Annotated in this window: 15 protein-coding genes; all 15 read left to right on the plus strand. The window is 39.4% G+C overall.

What is annotated here, in order from left to right; translation table 11 throughout:
* Nucleotides 1–28: 28 nt before the first annotated feature.
* The 15 genes from ACOV1Q_RS05780 (at nucleotide 29) to hisB (ending at nucleotide 15,968) form a co-directional block, all read left to right on the plus strand.
* Nucleotides 29–1,258 carry an HD domain-containing protein gene (locus ACOV1Q_RS05780; RefSeq protein ID WP_424493442.1) on the plus strand — a complete coding sequence of 410 codons (1,230 nt, stop codon included), beginning with the start codon at nucleotides 29–31 and terminating at the stop codon, nucleotides 1,256–1,258.
* A gap of 24 nt (nucleotides 1,259–1,282) precedes the next feature.
* Complete coding sequence (gene lpxD / locus ACOV1Q_RS05785) at nucleotides 1,283–2,311, plus strand: UDP-3-O-(3-hydroxymyristoyl)glucosamine N-acyltransferase (RefSeq protein WP_424493443.1); 1,029 nt, start codon at nucleotides 1,283–1,285, stop codon at nucleotides 2,309–2,311.
* Nucleotides 2,304–3,692: a bifunctional UDP-3-O-[3-hydroxymyristoyl] N-acetylglucosamine deacetylase/3-hydroxyacyl-ACP dehydratase gene (locus ACOV1Q_RS05790; protein ID WP_424493444.1), complete on the plus strand. Its 1,389-nt coding sequence runs from the start codon at nucleotides 2,304–2,306 to the stop codon at nucleotides 3,690–3,692. The genes lpxD and ACOV1Q_RS05790 overlap by 8 nt, the downstream gene beginning before the upstream one ends.
* 5 nt (nucleotides 3,693–3,697) lie before the next feature.
* On the plus strand, nucleotides 3,698–4,483 hold the full coding sequence (lpxA, locus tag ACOV1Q_RS05795; RefSeq protein ID WP_424493445.1) for an acyl-ACP--UDP-N-acetylglucosamine O-acyltransferase: 786 nt from the start codon (nucleotides 3,698–3,700) through the stop codon (nucleotides 4,481–4,483).
* A gap of 12 nt (nucleotides 4,484–4,495) precedes the next feature.
* Entirely contained in the window at nucleotides 4,496–5,062 is a 567-nt protein-coding gene (gene efp, locus ACOV1Q_RS05800) for an elongation factor P (RefSeq protein WP_424493446.1), read from the plus strand.
* Between the two features lie 110 nt (nucleotides 5,063–5,172).
* Complete coding sequence (locus tag ACOV1Q_RS05805) at nucleotides 5,173–6,105, plus strand: UDP-3-O-(3-hydroxymyristoyl)glucosamine N-acyltransferase (RefSeq protein ID WP_424493447.1); 933 nt, start codon at nucleotides 5,173–5,175, stop codon at nucleotides 6,103–6,105.
* A 1-nt stretch (nucleotide 6,106) separates the two neighbouring features.
* Entirely contained in the window at nucleotides 6,107–6,520 is a 414-nt protein-coding gene (locus ACOV1Q_RS05810; protein ID WP_424493448.1) for a nuclear transport factor 2 family protein, read from the plus strand.
* Nucleotides 6,521–6,581: 61 nt separating this feature from the next.
* On the plus strand, nucleotides 6,582–7,454 hold the full coding sequence (gene sucD / locus ACOV1Q_RS05815; RefSeq protein WP_424493450.1) for a succinate--CoA ligase subunit alpha: 873 nt from the start codon (nucleotides 6,582–6,584) through the stop codon (nucleotides 7,452–7,454).
* 151 nt (nucleotides 7,455–7,605) lie between these two features.
* The gene (gene fabG, locus ACOV1Q_RS05820; RefSeq protein ID WP_424493451.1) at nucleotides 7,606–8,352 is read left to right on the plus strand and encodes a 3-oxoacyl-[acyl-carrier-protein] reductase; all 747 of its coding nucleotides are present in this window, start codon (nucleotides 7,606–7,608) and stop codon (nucleotides 8,350–8,352) included.
* A 111-nt stretch (nucleotides 8,353–8,463) separates the two neighbouring features.
* On the plus strand, nucleotides 8,464–10,497 hold the full coding sequence (locus ACOV1Q_RS05825) for a VWA domain-containing protein (protein WP_424493452.1): 2,034 nt from the start codon (nucleotides 8,464–8,466) through the stop codon (nucleotides 10,495–10,497).
* 21 nt (nucleotides 10,498–10,518) lie between these two features.
* Nucleotides 10,519–11,334 (plus strand): prohibitin family protein, encoded by an 816-nt coding sequence (locus ACOV1Q_RS05830; protein ID WP_424493453.1) that lies wholly within the window; start codon nucleotides 10,519–10,521, stop codon nucleotides 11,332–11,334.
* A gap of 235 nt (nucleotides 11,335–11,569) precedes the next feature.
* Nucleotides 11,570–12,427 carry an ATP phosphoribosyltransferase gene (gene hisG, locus ACOV1Q_RS05835; RefSeq protein ID WP_424493454.1) on the plus strand — a complete coding sequence of 286 codons (858 nt, stop codon included), beginning with the start codon at nucleotides 11,570–11,572 and terminating at the stop codon, nucleotides 12,425–12,427.
* Between the two features lie 11 nt (nucleotides 12,428–12,438).
* On the plus strand, nucleotides 12,439–13,722 hold the full coding sequence (hisD, locus tag ACOV1Q_RS05840) for a histidinol dehydrogenase (RefSeq protein WP_424493455.1): 1,284 nt from the start codon (nucleotides 12,439–12,441) through the stop codon (nucleotides 13,720–13,722).
* 1 nt (nucleotide 13,723) lies between these two features.
* Nucleotides 13,724–14,800 (plus strand): histidinol-phosphate transaminase, encoded by a 1,077-nt coding sequence (gene hisC, locus ACOV1Q_RS05845; protein WP_424493456.1) that lies wholly within the window; start codon nucleotides 13,724–13,726, stop codon nucleotides 14,798–14,800.
* Between the two features lie 31 nt (nucleotides 14,801–14,831).
* The gene (gene hisB / locus ACOV1Q_RS05850) at nucleotides 14,832–15,968 is read left to right on the plus strand and encodes a bifunctional histidinol-phosphatase/imidazoleglycerol-phosphate dehydratase HisB (protein ID WP_424493457.1); all 1,137 of its coding nucleotides are present in this window, start codon (nucleotides 14,832–14,834) and stop codon (nucleotides 15,966–15,968) included.
* The last annotated feature ends 19 nt before the right edge of the window (nucleotides 15,969–15,987 follow it).

Below are 15,987 nucleotides of genomic sequence, written 5' to 3' on the forward strand. Positions count from 1 at the left end.
TTGTTTATTTAATTTAGAAAATTTCAGCTTGATTTCAGGAAACAAACTCAAGATTTTAAACGACCCAATTTACGGATTTATTACCATTCCAAATGAATTGCTGTATGAAATCGTAGAACATAAATACTTCCAAAGATTACGCCGCATTTCTCAAATGGGGCTTTCGTATCTTGTATATCCGGGTGCGCACCATACAAGGTTTCATCATGCGCTTGGATGTTTGCACCTCATGCAGAAAGCCATACGTGTATTGAAATTGAAAGGAGTGGAGATTTCTGCCGAAGAAGAGGAAGCATTACAAATAGCTATTTTACTACATGATATAGGGCACGGACCATTTTCTCATGCCATGGAACACAGTATTGTAGAAGATGTAAGTCATGAAAGAATTTCTTTCCTTTTTATGCAGGAAATGAACAAAGATTTTGATGGCCAACTGAATCTTGCTCTGGAAATCTTCAATGGTAAATATGAGCGGAAATTTTTATGTCAGCTAATCTCTAGCCAGTTAGATATGGACCGCCTGGATTACCTCAAAAGAGACAGTTTTTATACAGGTGTAGCCGAAGGTAACATTAATAGTGAGCGATTAATTAGCATGTTAACCGTGGTGAATGACGAATTAATGGTAGAAGAAAAAGGAATTTATTCTGTCGAAAAATTTCTGTTGGCGCGGCGCTTAATGTATTGGCAGGTTTACCTTCATAAAACCGGTGTTGTTGCAGAGCAATTGCTTATTCGGGTATTAAAGCGTGCCAAGGAACTCGTGGAAGAAGGTCATGAACTCTATGCCGGTGCCGCACTTTCTTACTTTCTCAAAAAGAGGATTACAGAGGAGGATTTTGACCATGAGGTGCTTGAAACTTTTTCTAAGCTGGATGATTATGATATTATTTCTGCAATGAAAGAGTGGATGAATGTAGATGATTTTGTGCTTCGGAATTTGTGTGAAATGATCATCAACAGGGATCTTTTGAAAGTGAAATTGAAAAAGAAAGAAATAAAACCTGAAAAACTTCAAAGGCATCTCGAAAAATTGCAGCAGCGTTACGGCATTTCTTCAGAAGAGGCTGAATATTTTGTGTTTAGTGGAGAAATATCGAATCTGGCATATAAGAAGGAAGAAGAAAAAATCCTTATTCTATATAAAACCGGAAAGGTGACAGATGTTTTAAAAGCTTCAGATCATTTCAATCTCAAAGCCCTGTCAAAACCCGTTACCAAATATTATATATGCTATCCTAAACCGCAAGATTGACACATTTTTTTTACTTTTGCCAGAATGAAGTTCACAGCATCACAAATAGCAGATATTTTAGAAGGTGATATTCAGGGTAATCCTGATGTTGAAGTCTATAAATTATCAAAAATAGAAGAAGGGAGCGAAGGTGCTATAACCTTTTTGGCAAACCCGAAATACACTTCCTATATATATTCCACCAAAGCTTCTATAACTATTGTTAATGAAGATTTTAAGGCAGAAGAAGCAATATCCACAACCTTGATACAAGTAAAGGACGCCTATACTGCCTTTTCCAAGCTCCTGGAATATTACAACCAGGTAAAATTGAATAAAGCAGGTATAGAAGAACCCAATTATATTTCCGATTCAGCTAAATATGGCGAAAACCTGTATTTTGGAGCCTTCTCTTATATGGGGTCAAATGTGGTAGTGGGAGACAACGTCAAGATTTATCCAAACGCATATCTGGGAGATAATGTGGTAATTGGTGACAATGTTATCATATTTGCCGGAGCGAAAATATATTCTGAAACGGTGATTGGGAATAACTGCGTAATTCATGGAGGTGCCGTAGTAGGAGCCGACGGATTCGGTTTTACTCCCAATCCTGAAGGAGTTTATAGTAAAGTGCCTCAAATTGGAAACGTAATCATTGAAGATAATGTAGATGTTGGTGCCGGTACTACAATAGACAGAGCCACTCTGGGATCTACCATTATACGAAAAGGGGTGAAGCTGGATAATCAAATTCAGGTAGCTCATAATGTTGAAATTGGTGAAAATACTGCTATTGCTGCACAAACAGGAATTGCGGGCTCTACCAGGATTGGAAAGAATTGCATCATTGGTGGGCAGGTTGGTATTGTAGGGCATCTTACAATTGGTGATGGAGTGAAAGTGCAGGCGCAATCTGGCGTTGGAAGGAACCTGAAAGATGGGGAAATGATACAGGGTTCACCGGCATTTGGGTATGGAGACTATAACAAGTCCTATGTTCATTTCAAGAATTTTCCAAAAATAGTAGACAGATTAAATAAGTTAGAAAAAAAATCCACGGATAATGGCTAAACAGCAAACCATTAAGAAAGAGATTTCTTTAAAAGGAGTGGGGCTGCACACGGGGCAGGAAGTAAACCTTACTTTTAAACCCGCACCCGAAAACAGCGGATACTGTTTTGTGCGCAAGGATATCGAAGGTGAACCTGTTGTTGAGGCAGACGTAAGTTACGTAGTTAGTACTCAAAGAGGGACCAATCTTCAAAAAGAAGGAGTGACCATTCAAACTTCAGAACACGTTCTTGCAGCGTGCGTAGGGTTGGAAATAGATAATTTATATATTGAACTTGATGCTTCTGAACCACCTATCATGGATGGATCTTCTAAATTTTTCATAGAAGCCCTGGAGAATGCCGGTATCCAAGAGCAGGAAGCGGAAAGAGAAGAATTTGTGGTGAATGAAGTAATTTGCTTCAAAGATGAAGAAACCGGAAGCGAACTCGTAGTTCTTCCTGCAGATGAGTATCAGGTAACTACCATGGTTGACTTTGAAACTGCTGTTCTTGGCACCCAAAATGCTTCAATAAGTAAGATTTCACAGTTCAAGGAAGAAATAGCAGATGCTCGTACCTTCAGCTTTTTACATGAGCTGGAGATGTTACTTGATCATGGACTTATTAAAGGCGGTGATCTTCAAAATGCTATTGTTTATGTAGACAAAGAGATTAGTCCTGAAACTATGGAGAAACTAAGGGCTGCTTTTAAGAAAGACTCTATCTCGGTTAAGCCAAATGGAATTCTTGACAATCTTACCCTGCATTATCCCAATGAGGCGGCGCGTCATAAATTGCTGGATGTTATTGGCGATCTGGCCTTAGTGGGTACAAGAATTAGAGGGAAGGTAATTGCAAATAAGCCAGGGCATAAAATCAACACCGATTTTGCTAAAAAACTAGCAAAAATAATTAAAGTCGAAAAGCGTAATAATGTTCCGAAGTATGATTTGGATCAACCTCCTTTAATGGATGTGAATCAAATCATGGAAATCCTTCCGCATCGTTCTCCGTTTCTTTTGGTAGATAAAATTGTGGAGTTGACAGATACGACTGTCGTAGGTGTCAAAAATGTCACTATGAACGAACCTTTCTTTGTGGGACATTTCCCTGGGAAACCTGTGATGCCCGGAGTATTGCAGGTAGAGGCTATGGCGCAGACTGGAGGCATTCTTGCATTAAAATCTGTTCCCGACCCTGAGAATTACCTTACTTTTTTCATGAAAATTGATAATGTGAAGTTTAAACAACAGGTAGTTCCGGGAGATACATTAATATTTAAATTAGAGCTCCTTGCTCCAATAAGACGTGGAATTTGCCAGATGCAGGCCTACGCCTATGCAAATGGAAAACTTGCCACAGAAGCCATTTTAATGGCACAAATAGTAAAACAAAAATAAGAAGAATGAATCAACCCTTAGCATACGTACATCCAGGGGCAAAGATTGCGAAAAATGTGGTAATAGAACCTTTTACCACAATTCACAACAATGTAGTAATTGGTGAAGGAACCTGGATTGGGTCGAATGTAACGATCATGGAAGGGGCAAGAATCGGAAAGAATTGTAATATTTTTCCGGGCGCTGTAATTTCTGCGATTCCGCAGGATAAAAAATTCAATGACGAAGATACTACTACCGAAATAGGAGACAATACAACCATTCGCGAGTGTGTGACCATCAACCGTGGAACATCCGACAGGATGAAGACGAAAATTGGTGCAAACTGCTGGATTATGGCCTATTGTCACATAGCACACGATTGTGTGGTAGGTGATAACTGTATTTTTTCAAATAACAGCACCCTCGCGGGACATATCAATGTTGGAGACTATGTGGTGCTTGCTGGAATGGCAGCAGTACAGCAATTCTGCAGTATAGGAAACCATGCCTTCGTTACTGGTGGTTCTTTGGTAAGAAAAGATGTGCCTCCGTTTGTAAAGGCCGGGAGGGAACCACTTTCGTATGTGGGAGTGAACTCTATAGGACTTAGAAGAAGAGGATTTTCTACAGATAAAATCAGGGAAATTCAGGATATTTACCGCATTTTATACCAGAAAAATTATAACAACTCACAGGCGGTCACGATCATTGAAGCTGAAATGGAAGCAACGCCAGAAAGAGACGATATTTTAGAATTTATCAAGAATTCCCAGCGTGGAATCATGAAAGGATATTTTAGCACAAATTAATTAATTCAGAAAATGGCAAGTACAAGTGATATTAGAAATGGTTTATGCATTCGATATAACCATGACATCTTTAAAGTTATTGAGTTTTTACACGTAAAACCGGGAAAAGGACCTGCTTTTGTTCGAACTAAACTCAAAAGTGTTACCACAGGAAAAGTAATTGATAACACCTTTTCTGCAGGTCACAAGATAGATGACGTTCGAGTAGAAACTCATAAATTTCAGTTTTTGTACAGCGATGGCGAATTTTACCATTTCATGAATACTGAGGATTATACGCAAATCAGGTTGACCGAAAATGCACTTGATGCACCAAATCTTTTGAAAGAAGGTGAAGTGGTGACCGTTTTGGTCAACACCGAAGACAATATGCCACTTTCTGTAGATATGCCTGCTAGTGTTATATTGGAAGTTACCCATACAGAACCAGGTGTAAAGGGGAATACTGCCACAAATGCGACCAAACCGGCAACGGTTGAGACGGGGGCAGAAGTGAATGTTCCGTTATTTATTAATGAAGGCGATAAGATCAAGATCGAAACTGATAAAGGAACCTACAAAGAAAGGATTAAAGAATAAGATTGAAGAATTGAAAGCGGAAGCTGAAGATTCAAAAAAGGTATAAATAATGCCCTTTTTGAGTAAGTAATTTTCCTTTGTTTTATGCATTCTTATAGTAACAGTAGAACATGAAGTTTACTCAAAAACATACACTCCAGCAGATCGCTACAATAATTTCTGCGGAATTTATTGGAGATCCAGACTTTCCGGTGGCCGGAATGAACGAAATCCATGTGGTGACGCCGGGAGATATTGTTTTTGTTGATCACCCGAAGTACTACGACAAAGCTTTAAATTCTGCTGCTACTGTTATTTTGATCAATAAAGAAGTAGAGTGCCCTGAAGGGAAGGCTTTGCTTGTTTCTGATGATCCTTTCAGAGATTTTAATAAACTAACGAAATATTTCAGGCCTTTTAAAAAAGCTGAAATTTCCCAGTCCGCTTCCGCAGAAATTGGAGCCAATACGATCATTCAGCCAAATGCTTTTGTTGGCAACAATGTCAAAATTGGTGATGATTGTGTGATTCATTCAAATGTTAGTCTGTATGACAATACGGTGATTGGGAATAATGTAACTATTCATGCCGGTACTGTGATTGGTGGAGATGCTTTTTACTACAAGAAACGGCCTACCGGTTATGATAAGTTGATTTCCGGAGGAAGGGTGGTTATAAAAGACAATGTAGATATTGGAGCTAATTGTACCATAGATAAAGGGGTAACCGGCGATACTACTATTGGAAAAGGTACAAAGCTGGACAATTTGATCCAGATTGGCCACGATACGGTAATTGGAGAGAATTGTTTGATCGCTTCCCAAACAGGAATTGCAGGAGCAGTGGTGATTGAAGACGATGTAACTGTATGGGGGCAGGTTGGAATGCGCAGTGGAATTGTGGTGCGTAAAGGTGGCGTCATGATGGGGCAGGCAGGAATTACAAAATCTACCCAAGAAAATAAGATATACACCGGGAATCCTGCGATGGAATCGCGAGCAAAATTAAAGGAATTGGCACTCTTAAGACAATTGCCTAAATTGATGGAAAAATTAAAAGGTTAATATGAGCTTAGAACCCAAACAATGCGTCGAAAAATTTTACACCACAGATTTTTTCCAGGATGTAGATACTCTATCACAGTATCTTCATCCAGAAGCTACCCTTTTCTGGAATAGCTCTGGTGGATTCAACAAGTTGAACTTTGAGGAGATCAAAAAGCTGTCTGTAGAACTTTCCAGGTCTTTTAATTCTCTTCGGGCAGAGGTGAGTCATCTTTTAAAAGAAGATGATACAGTTACCATTCGGTTTACCTATTATGTAGAGACGAAGGAGAATCCCGATGAGGAACTGCCAATGGCCCATTTTATATGTATTTGGGAGTTTAAAGAAGGCAAAATGCACAAGGGTTATCAAATAAGTCAGCAGGCTGATGACAGCCCCGAAAATCTCAGCTCCTTTCTAAGAAGTAATATTTAAAAACGTTTTTGGGTTTATTCAGAATAACCTAATTTAGCAACGCAAAAACCAAAAAGAAACTATGAGTGTTTTAGTTAATAAAGATTCAAAAATAATTGTACAAGGATTTACCGGAAGCGAAGGTACTTTTCACGCTGAACAAATGATCGAGTATGGCACCAATGTAGTTGGTGGTGTTACTCCCGGAAAAGGTGGGCAAAAGCACCTTGATAAGCCTGTTTTTAATACGGTGGAAGATGCTGTAAAAGAAACCGGAGCCGATGTATCTATTATTTTTGTTCCTCCCGCGTTCGCTGCAGATGCCATTATGGAAGCTGCCAATGCCGGTATTAAAGTGATTATTACTATTACGGAAGGAATTCCTGTTGCCGATATGATCAAGGCTGCAGATTACATAAAAGATAAAAGCTGTCGACTCATTGGTCCTAACTGTCCTGGGGTGATCACTCCGGGAGAAGCTAAAGTTGGAATTATGCCGGGCTTCGTATTCAAAAAGGGTAAAGTAGGGATCGTTTCTAAATCTGGAACACTTACTTATGAAGCTGCAGACCAGGTTGTAAAACAAGGTCTTGGAATTACCACCGCTATTGGAATTGGTGGAGATCCAATTATCGGTACTACAACCAAAGAAGCCGTGGAATTGTTAATGAACGATGACGAAACTGAATGTATCGTCATGATTGGTGAAATTGGGGGTCAGTTGGAAGCCGATGCTGCCCGCTGGGTAAAGGAAAACGGAAATAAAAAGCCTGTTGTAGGATTTATTGCAGGTGAAACTGCTCCTGCAGGTCGTACTATGGGTCACGCGGGTGCTATCGTTGGTGGTAGTGAAGATACAGCCCAGGCGAAAAAAGCCATTTTGAAAGAAAATGGTATTCACGTGGTAGATTCTCCGGCCGAGATTGGTAAAAAAGTAAAAGAAGTAATGGGATAATCCATTTACTGAATATTATTTAAAAACCTTCTGTTTTTTCTGAATTTCAATTCAGGAACTTCAGGAGGTTTTTTTAATAGCAGCCATTCAGGTTTTATTATATTTGAAAGTATTACAGAGCAAAATTTATAACAGACAATCAATTGTACATATGAAACTTTTAGAAGGAAAGAATGCAATAATTACCGGTGCGAGTAGAGGTATTGGAAAAGGTATAGCTGAGGTTTACGCTAAACACGGAGCAAATGTGGCTTTTACCTACAGTTCTTCTGTAGAAGCCGCCAATGAGTTAGAAAAGGAACTTCAAGATTTGGGGATCAAGGCAAAAGGCTACAAATCTAATGCTGCGAACTTTGAAGAAGCGCAGGAACTGGTAAAGAATGTGCAGGAAGACTTCGGAAGCATAGACATTCTTGTAAACAACGCCGGGATTACGAAAGATAACCTGCTAATGAGAATGAGCGAAGAAGATTTTGATAAAGTAATTGAAGTAAACCTGAAGTCAATTTTCAATATGACCAAAGCCGTACAGCGTACTATGCTGAAGCAACGCCGCGGAAGTATCATCAATATGAGTAGTGTGGTAGGGGTAAAAGGAAATGCAGGACAGGCGAATTACGCTGCATCTAAAGCGGGAATGATTGGTTTCTCAAAATCTATGGCGCTTGAGTTGGGTTCCAGAAACATCAGGACGAACGTAATTGCTCCCGGATTTATTGAAACTCAAATGACCGGAAAACTGGATGAAAAAGTTGTAGAAGGATGGAGAGAGGCAATTCCATTGAAAAGAGGAGGAACGCCTGAAGATATTGCCAATGCATGCGTCTTCTTTGGAAGCGACCTTAGTGCATATGTTACTGGGCAGGTACTTCACGTTGATGGAGGAATGCTAACTTAAATTGACATTTTCCGCCCTGCAGTTGCTGCAGCGGCGGAAAATCTTATTCTTCAGGAAATCTTAAAAGTGAAGAATTACTCCTATCTTGAGGACTCCTAATTCATAGGTTTAATGCTGTCCAATTCAGTTCTACTTATTTTGCTTGCTCTGGTCGTTTCTCTTGGCCTGGCTGCGTTTCAGTACTTTTACAAATCCCGTTTCTCCCAAAAATTCTCTTTGCTTTTCACCTTTTTGAGGTTCATTAGCTATTTCTGTCTTTTTTTATTGCTAATAAATCCGAAAATAGTTAAAAGCGACTATTTTATTGACAAACCGGCGCTCATTTTGGCGGTAGATAATTCTGGTTCCATACAAAATTTAGGTGCTTCGCAAGTAGTAAGAAGTTTTGTGCAGTCACTACAACAAGACCCGGAAATTCGGGAAAGATTTGAGGTGAAAAATTACATTTTTGGAGATCAACTGCAGCAGAAGGACAGTTTTGATTTTTCTGATAAACAAACAAATATACATGAAGCTTTAAGCTCCCTAAACAGAGTTTACAGAGATAAAAATGCGCCTGTGATTTTGATCACAGACGGAAATCAGACGTATGGTGAGGATTTCGCTTATGCGGCAGCCAATTATTCCAGTGCGATCTTTCCGGTGGTGGTGGGGGATACTACTGCGCTTCAGGATCTTGCGCTGAATCGGGTAAATGTCAACAAATATGCTTATATCAACAATGAATTTCCGGTGGAGATCTTTGTGAATTATGCAGGAGATGAAAAGGTAGAAACGAGACTGCAAATAACTTCGGGTAATTCTGTAGTTTTTTCTGAAGAAATTGTAGTGGATGGCGAAGCCAGTTCTCAGGTGATAACCACTACTTTACCGGCTTCCAGAAAAGGAATTTTCACCTATAAAGCTACTGTTTTGCCCGTGGAGGGGGAGCAGGATACACTCAACAATCAGAAAAATTTTGCCGTTGAAATACTAGGTGAACGCACTACAGTTCTTTTGGCAACAAGCATTCTTCATCCAGATCTTGGGGCGATAAAAAGGTCTATAGAATCTAACCAGCAGCGTAAGGTGGAAATCGTACTGATTGGTGAAAAACCGGTAGATCTTGATGAATACCAGTTGATCTTACTTTATCAGCCCGATGAAAATTCCAGGTTGCTTCTGGAACAAATTGAAGAGAAGAAGAGTAATTACTGGATGATCACCGGTCCGGAAACAAATTTCAGGGTCCTTAATAGTTTACAAAGTTTCTTCCAAAAGGAAATCACCGGACAAACAGAGGAATATTTTCCGCGCATCAATTCAAATTTTGGTATTTACCAAATTGAGGATATAGGTTTTTCTGAACTCCCCCCTCTAACAGGTGCTTTTGGAGAGAGTTTCCTTACGGTTCCGGCAACTCCGATTCTATACCAACGCATCCAAGGAATTGATACAGAAGCCCCGCTGCTTGCTATTACTGAACAGGAAAATGTGAAAAGAGCAGTATTGTTTGGTGCCAATATCTGGAAATGGCGAGTTGCTTCGTATGTAGGGAATGGAACTTTTGAAGAGTTTGATGAATTCATTGGGAAACTCATTCAGTTCCTGGAAATGCGCCAAAAAAAGGATCGGCTAAATGTTGCGCATGAACCTTTTTACTATGCAAACGAAACGGTGGTAATTTCAGCCGAATATTTCGATCGAAATTATCGATTTGATCCGCGTGGGGAGCTGCTTTTAGGAATAACCAACTGGGAAACACAGGATACCAGAAGCCTTCCGTTTTTGCTAAAGGATAATACGTACGAAGTGGTGCTGAGCGATCTTCCTGCTTCAGAATATGATTTTAATGTTCGGGTTGAGGGTGAAGATTTTATAGAACAAGGCCAGTTTGAGGTGGTTCAATATGAAGTGGAACAGCAGTTCAGCAGGGCGAACCTGGAGAGCATGCTGCGAATTTCAGAAGAACATGGTCAGGGGCTTTACCTCTTAAAAGATTCTAAAAAAATAGTTAACAATTTGATTTCGAATAATAATTATACTCCCGTGCAGAAAAGAGAGGAAAAGGCCGTATCTTTGATTGAATGGTATTATTTACTAGGAATTATCATTTTTTCTTTAAGTGTGGAGTGGTTTCTTAGAAAATATTACGGTTATGTATAATTAACATTTTTAATAAATTTTATGAATAATTTACCAAAAATCGGACTTCCGATTTTATTTTTAGTTATTGTTTTGATCATCCTGATTTCCAAATCAACGGTTACCATTGATTCTGGTGAAGCAGGAGTTTTGTATGAAAGGTTTGGGGGAGGAGTTGTTACAGATGAACCACCTATGGGAGAAGGTTTCCACCTTGTAGCGCCCTGGAACAGGATTTTTGTTTATGAAGTTAGACAGCAATCACTGGAGGAAAAAATGCAGGTTCTATCCTCAAACGGTTTGGAAATTAAATTAGATGCTTCTATATGGTTTCAACCCGTTTATGATGAGCTGGGAGCGCTTCATAAAGAAAAAGGGGTTGAATATATACAGCGGGTATTGCAGCCTGCAGTAAGATCTGCCGCGCGTGCTGTGGTTGGAAGATATCAACCCGAACAGCTTTACGCCAGTAAAAGAGAAACAATTCAAAGAGAAATTTTTGAAGAGACAGAAATTTTATTGGCAGACCAGCATGTACAGATCAATGAAGTTCTCGTGCGTGACGTTTCTTTGCCGCCCACGATCAAAGAAGCGATTGAAAGAAAGTTGAGGCAGGAACAGGAGTCTCTTGAATATGAATTCAGGCTTACCAAAGCAGAGCAGGAAGCAGAAAGACAGCGAATTGATGCCGAAGGAAAAGCGCGTGCAAACCAGATTTTGGATGCTTCCCTAACGGATATGGTGTTGCGTGAAAAAGGAATTCAGGCAACGATTGAGCTGGCGAAATCTCCAAATGCAAAAGTGGTTGTCATTGGTTCCGGGGATGAAGGAATGCCACTTATTCTAGGAAACAACTAATTTCATTTTGGTGCTGAATTAAAAATCAATTAAAAATTATTTTACTTTTAAATATTTTGTTTAAATTCGCATCTATAATGAAAACACAACAAGTACATCATCATCATTCTCATTTGTTCGCTCTTGCGAGGTGAGATTGATATGTGTATAAATCATATTTTGAAAACCCGTTTGAGCAGCTCAAACGGGTTTTTTATTTTCCGTTGTGATCTGCTGAAACAAAACTTAAAATAAAATGAAAAAAATTAGAATTGCAGTACAGAAATCTGGCAGGTTACATGATGATTCCCTGAACCTTTTAAAAGATGCGGGAATCTCTATAGACAATGGGAAAGAACAGCTTAAGGCAACTTCCAGAAATTTTCCGTTAGAAATTTTTTATCTGCGAAATGGTGACATTCCACAGTATCTTCGCGACGGAGTGGTAGATATCGCAATTATTGGAGAAAACGTGCTGATAGAAAAAGGAGAGGATATTATCACTGCTGAAAAGCTTGGATTTTCAAAATGTCGCGTTTCCCTTGCTGTACCCAAGTCTATGCAGTACAGCGGATTGAAAGATTTAGATGGAAAAAAGATCGCGACTTCTTATCCCAACACCGTTAACTCCTTCCTATCCAAAAATGGCATTTCAGCAGAACTTCATATAATTAATGGATCTGTAGAGATTGCACCAAATATTGGCCTGGCCGATGCGATTTGCGATATTGTTTCCAGTGGAAGTACACTTTTTAAGAACAATCTTAAAGAAGTGGAAGTGATGCTAAAAAGTGAAGCAGTGCTGGCAGTTTCTCCAATGATTGATGAGGAAAGGAATGAAATTCTTCAAAAATTGCAATTCAGGATTAAATCTGTTTTGAGGGCTAGAAACTCGAAGTACATCCTAATGAACATTCCAAATGATAAAGTGGAGGAGGTGATTGAATTACTGCCGGGAATGAGGAGTCCTACAGTTCTTCCTTTAGCTGAAGAAGGCTGGAGTTCCATTCACACTGTGATCGAAGAAGAGCGTTTCTGGGAAGTCATTGATGAGCTGAAACGAAACGGTGCCGAAGGGATTTTAGTGACTTCTATTGAAAAAATGGTACTTTAAAACGATTTCAGATGAGGAAAATAATAGATCCAGATAAAAATGAATGGGAGAAAATCTTAAAACGTCCTACCAAAAGTGTAGAGGATGTTGAGAAAACTGTTTATCAGATTTTTGGTGAAGTAAAAGATAAAGGGAATGAAGCAGTTGCCAAATATACGCAGCTCTTCGACGGAATTTCCCTTGAGACTGAAGTTGTTTCAGCTGAAGAAATAAGAAATGCAGAGGCTCATATTTCAGAAGAGTTAAAAGAGGCAATTCAACTCGCAAAGAACAATATTGAGCGATTCCATGCGGCCCAGAGAACCGAAAAAGTTTCTGTGGAGACCACACCTGGAGTACAATGCTGGCAGGAGAAAAAGGCGATTCAAAAAGTTGGACTCTACATTCCCGGAGGGACTGCTCCATTGTTCTCAACCATTTTAATGTTGGCTGTTCCCGCAAAAATAGCAGGATGCGAAGAGATAGTTTTATGTAGTCCGCCCAATAAAAAAGGAGAATTGAATCCGGCTATATTGTATGCGGCAAATCTCTGCGGGGTTTCAAAGATTTTCAAAGTGGGAGGAATCCAGGCAATTGCTGCACTTACTTTTGGAACTGAAACCATTCCTAAAGTAAATAAGATTTTTGGTCCCGGAAACCAATTTGTGACTGTTGCCAAGCAGCTGGCTACAAAATATAATGTAGCTATAGATATGCCTGCAGGACCTTCAGAACTGTTGGTGGTGGCAGATGAATCGGCAAATGCGGCTTTTGTAGCATCAGATTTGTTATCACAGGCAGAGCATGGAATTGACAGTCAGGTAATTTTAATTTCACTTTCAAAACGTTTCCTTGATGAAGTGGAAAAAGAGATCAATAAACAGCTTCCTGAGCTGCCAAGAAATGAAATCGCAAAAGCGGCAATGGAAAATTCAAGGTTGATCTTTGTTGACAATGAACGGGAAGCTTTGGAAATGATCAATGAATACGGGCCGGAGCATTTTATTATTTGTGCTGACAAAGAAGATTTTTTCATCAACGGAATTATCAATGCAGGTTCTGTCTTTATTGGAAATTTCACTCCCGAAAGTGCTGGGGATTATGCTTCGGGGACGAACCATACCTTACCGACCAATGGATATGCAAAGCAATACAGCGGCGTAAATTTGGATAGTTTTATGAGAGCGGTAACTTTTCAAAGAATTTCTGAAGAAGGAATAAAAAACATTGGTTCAGCAATAGAACTTATGGCAGAAGCCGAAGGATTACAGGCTCACAAGAACGCAGTAACATTACGCCTAAATAGTCTTAAGTAAGATGAAGAAAAGCTTCAATATAAATACATTAATCCGGGAGAATGTCAACCGGCTGAAACCTTATTCCTCGGCACGCGATGAATTTACGGCTGAGGATCGAAAAATGGTGTTTTTGGATGCCAATGAAAATCCGTTTGAGAATGGCGTGAATCGATATCCAGATCCGCAGCAGAACAGATTGAAACAGGAGTTGGCGAAGCAAAAAAATGTAAATCCTTCCCAAATCTTATTAGGAAACGGAAGCGATGAAGTGCTGGATCTTATTTTTCGCGCTTTCTGCGAACCTAAAAAAGATAATATTATTACGTTACCGCCAACTTATGGGATGTATAAAGTTTTGGCCAATGTAAATGATGTGGAGGAAAGGGAAGTTTTGCTGACTTCTAATTTTCAGCCAGATGCAGCGCAGATCTTTGAAAAAGTAGATGATAAAACGAAAATAATATTTTTATGTTCTCCCAATAATCCCACGGGAAATAGCTTTTCTGAAACTGCTGTTACTGAATTGCTTCAGAAGTTTAATGGGCTTGTAGTCATTGATGAAGCGTACATAGATTTTTCCGAAGAAAAGAGCTGGCTGGAAAAACTGGAACAATTTCCAAACCTGGTTATCACACAAACGCTTTCCAAAGCATACGGACTTGCAGGAATACGCCTTGGAATTTGTTATGCTTCCCAAGAAATTATCCAGATCCTGAATAAAATAAAACCGCCATACAACATCAACGAACTAACGCAACAAAGAGCTTTAGAACGGTTGAAGGATGTAGATGCTGTAAAATCTGAAATTGCCCACCTTTTAGGTCAGCGGGAATTGTTGGATGAGGAATTGTGCAAAATATCTTTTGTGGAAGAAGTATACCCTTCAGATGCCAATTTTATTCTGGTAAAAGTGGATGATGCGACAACGAGATATCAGCAATTACTTGAACAGGGAATCGTCATCCGGAATCGTACCACCCAACCGTTGTGTGAGAACAGCTTACGCTTTACGGTGGGAACTGCAATGGAAAATGAGATATTACTGAATGCTCTGAAAAACCTGGAAGTAGAAGCAGTCAACCAACAAAATCAATAAAATTTCTTCAGAAATTAATCTAATAGAATCTATGAAAAAAGTATTGTTTATAGACAGGGACGGCACCATTGTACTTGAACCGGAAGACTATCAGCTCGATCATTTAGATAAGCTGGAATTTTATCCTAATTGTTTCCAATACCTGGCAAGAATTGCAAATGAATTGGATTATGAGCTGGTGATGGTCACTAATCAGGATGGATTGGGAACAGATTCTTTTCCTGAAGATACTTTTTGGCCCGTTCAGAATTTTATACTGAAGGTTTTTGAAAATGAAGGAGTAACGTTTTCTGAAATTTGCATAGACCGAACTTTTCCTGAAGAAAACGCCGAAACCAGAAAACCAAGAACAGGTTTGCTTACCCGCTATATGGAAAGTGGTGATTATGATCTGGAAAATTCTTTCGTGATTGGCGATAGGTTGACAGATATTGAGCTTGCCAAAAATCTTGGCGCAAAAGGCATTTTCATCAAAACCCATGAAGATCTTGGAAGTACGGAAGTTTCAGTCGACAGGAAGGAGCTGGAAGATGTAATTTCACTTCAAACAGAAAGCTGGAAAGAGATCTATGAATTTTTGAAGCTGAAAGAACGTTCTGCAGAAATTAGCCGCAAAACCAATGAAACTGATATTTACATCAACCTAAATCTTGATGGCACGGGAAAAGCCGATATTGATACCGGACTCAAATTTTTCGACCACATGCTGGACCAGATCGCGCGGCATGGACAAATGGACCTCGAAGTTCGTGTAAAAGGAGATCTTGAAGTAGATGAACACCACACTATTGAAGATACTGCAATAGCACTAGGAGAAGTTTTCTCTAAGGCTCTAGGGAATAAGATGGGTATTGAGCGTTATGGTTTCACTTTGCCAATGGATGATTGCCTGGCGCAGGTTGCAATAGATTTTGGTGGAAGAAACTGGTTGGTTTGGGAAGCAGAATTTAAGAGAGAAAAAATTGGTGAAATGCCAACGGAAATGTTTTACCACTTTTTTAAATCTTTTACAGACGGAGCCAAAGCTAACCTGAATATCAAAGCCGAAGGAACCAATGAACATCACAAGATAGAAGCCATTTTTAAAGCCTTTGCCAAAGCCATAAAAGTAGCGGTAAAGCAAGATCTGGAAAAGATGATTTTACCTTCCACAAAAGGGATGTTGTAGATTTCAAACCAAGTAAATA

The sequence above is a fragment of the Salinimicrobium maris genome, from assembly GCF_049680855.1.
GTDB lineage: Bacteria > Bacteroidota > Bacteroidia > Flavobacteriales > Flavobacteriaceae > Salinimicrobium.

What these genes read in the sequence shown, in the direction of transcription:
- lpxD (WP_424493443.1), top strand. Translation starts at nt 1,283, where the DNA reads ATGAAGTTCACAGCATCACAAATAGCAGATATTTTAGAAGGTGATATT.
- ACOV1Q_RS05790 (WP_424493444.1), top strand. Translation starts at nt 2,304, where the DNA reads ATGGCTAAACAGCAAACCATTAAGAAAGAGATTTCTTTAAAAGGAGTG.
- lpxA (WP_424493445.1), top strand. Translation starts at nt 3,698, where the DNA reads ATGAATCAACCCTTAGCATACGTACATCCAGGGGCAAAGATTGCGAAA.
- efp (WP_424493446.1), top strand. Translation starts at nt 4,496, where the DNA reads ATGGCAAGTACAAGTGATATTAGAAATGGTTTATGCATTCGATATAAC.
- ACOV1Q_RS05805 (WP_424493447.1), top strand. Translation starts at nt 5,173, where the DNA reads ATGAAGTTTACTCAAAAACATACACTCCAGCAGATCGCTACAATAATT.
- ACOV1Q_RS05810 (WP_424493448.1), top strand. Translation starts at nt 6,107, where the DNA reads ATGAGCTTAGAACCCAAACAATGCGTCGAAAAATTTTACACCACAGAT.
- sucD (WP_424493450.1), top strand. Translation starts at nt 6,582, where the DNA reads ATGAGTGTTTTAGTTAATAAAGATTCAAAAATAATTGTACAAGGATTT.
- fabG (WP_424493451.1), top strand. Translation starts at nt 7,606, where the DNA reads ATGAAACTTTTAGAAGGAAAGAATGCAATAATTACCGGTGCGAGTAGA.
- ACOV1Q_RS05825 (WP_424493452.1), top strand. Translation starts at nt 8,464, where the DNA reads ATGCTGTCCAATTCAGTTCTACTTATTTTGCTTGCTCTGGTCGTTTCT.
- ACOV1Q_RS05830 (WP_424493453.1), top strand. Translation starts at nt 10,519, where the DNA reads ATGAATAATTTACCAAAAATCGGACTTCCGATTTTATTTTTAGTTATT.
- hisG (WP_424493454.1), top strand. Translation starts at nt 11,570, where the DNA reads ATGAAAAAAATTAGAATTGCAGTACAGAAATCTGGCAGGTTACATGAT.
- hisD (WP_424493455.1), top strand. Translation starts at nt 12,439, where the DNA reads ATGAGGAAAATAATAGATCCAGATAAAAATGAATGGGAGAAAATCTTA.
- hisC (WP_424493456.1), top strand. Translation starts at nt 13,724, where the DNA reads ATGAAGAAAAGCTTCAATATAAATACATTAATCCGGGAGAATGTCAAC.
- hisB (WP_424493457.1), top strand. Translation starts at nt 14,832, where the DNA reads ATGAAAAAAGTATTGTTTATAGACAGGGACGGCACCATTGTACTTGAA.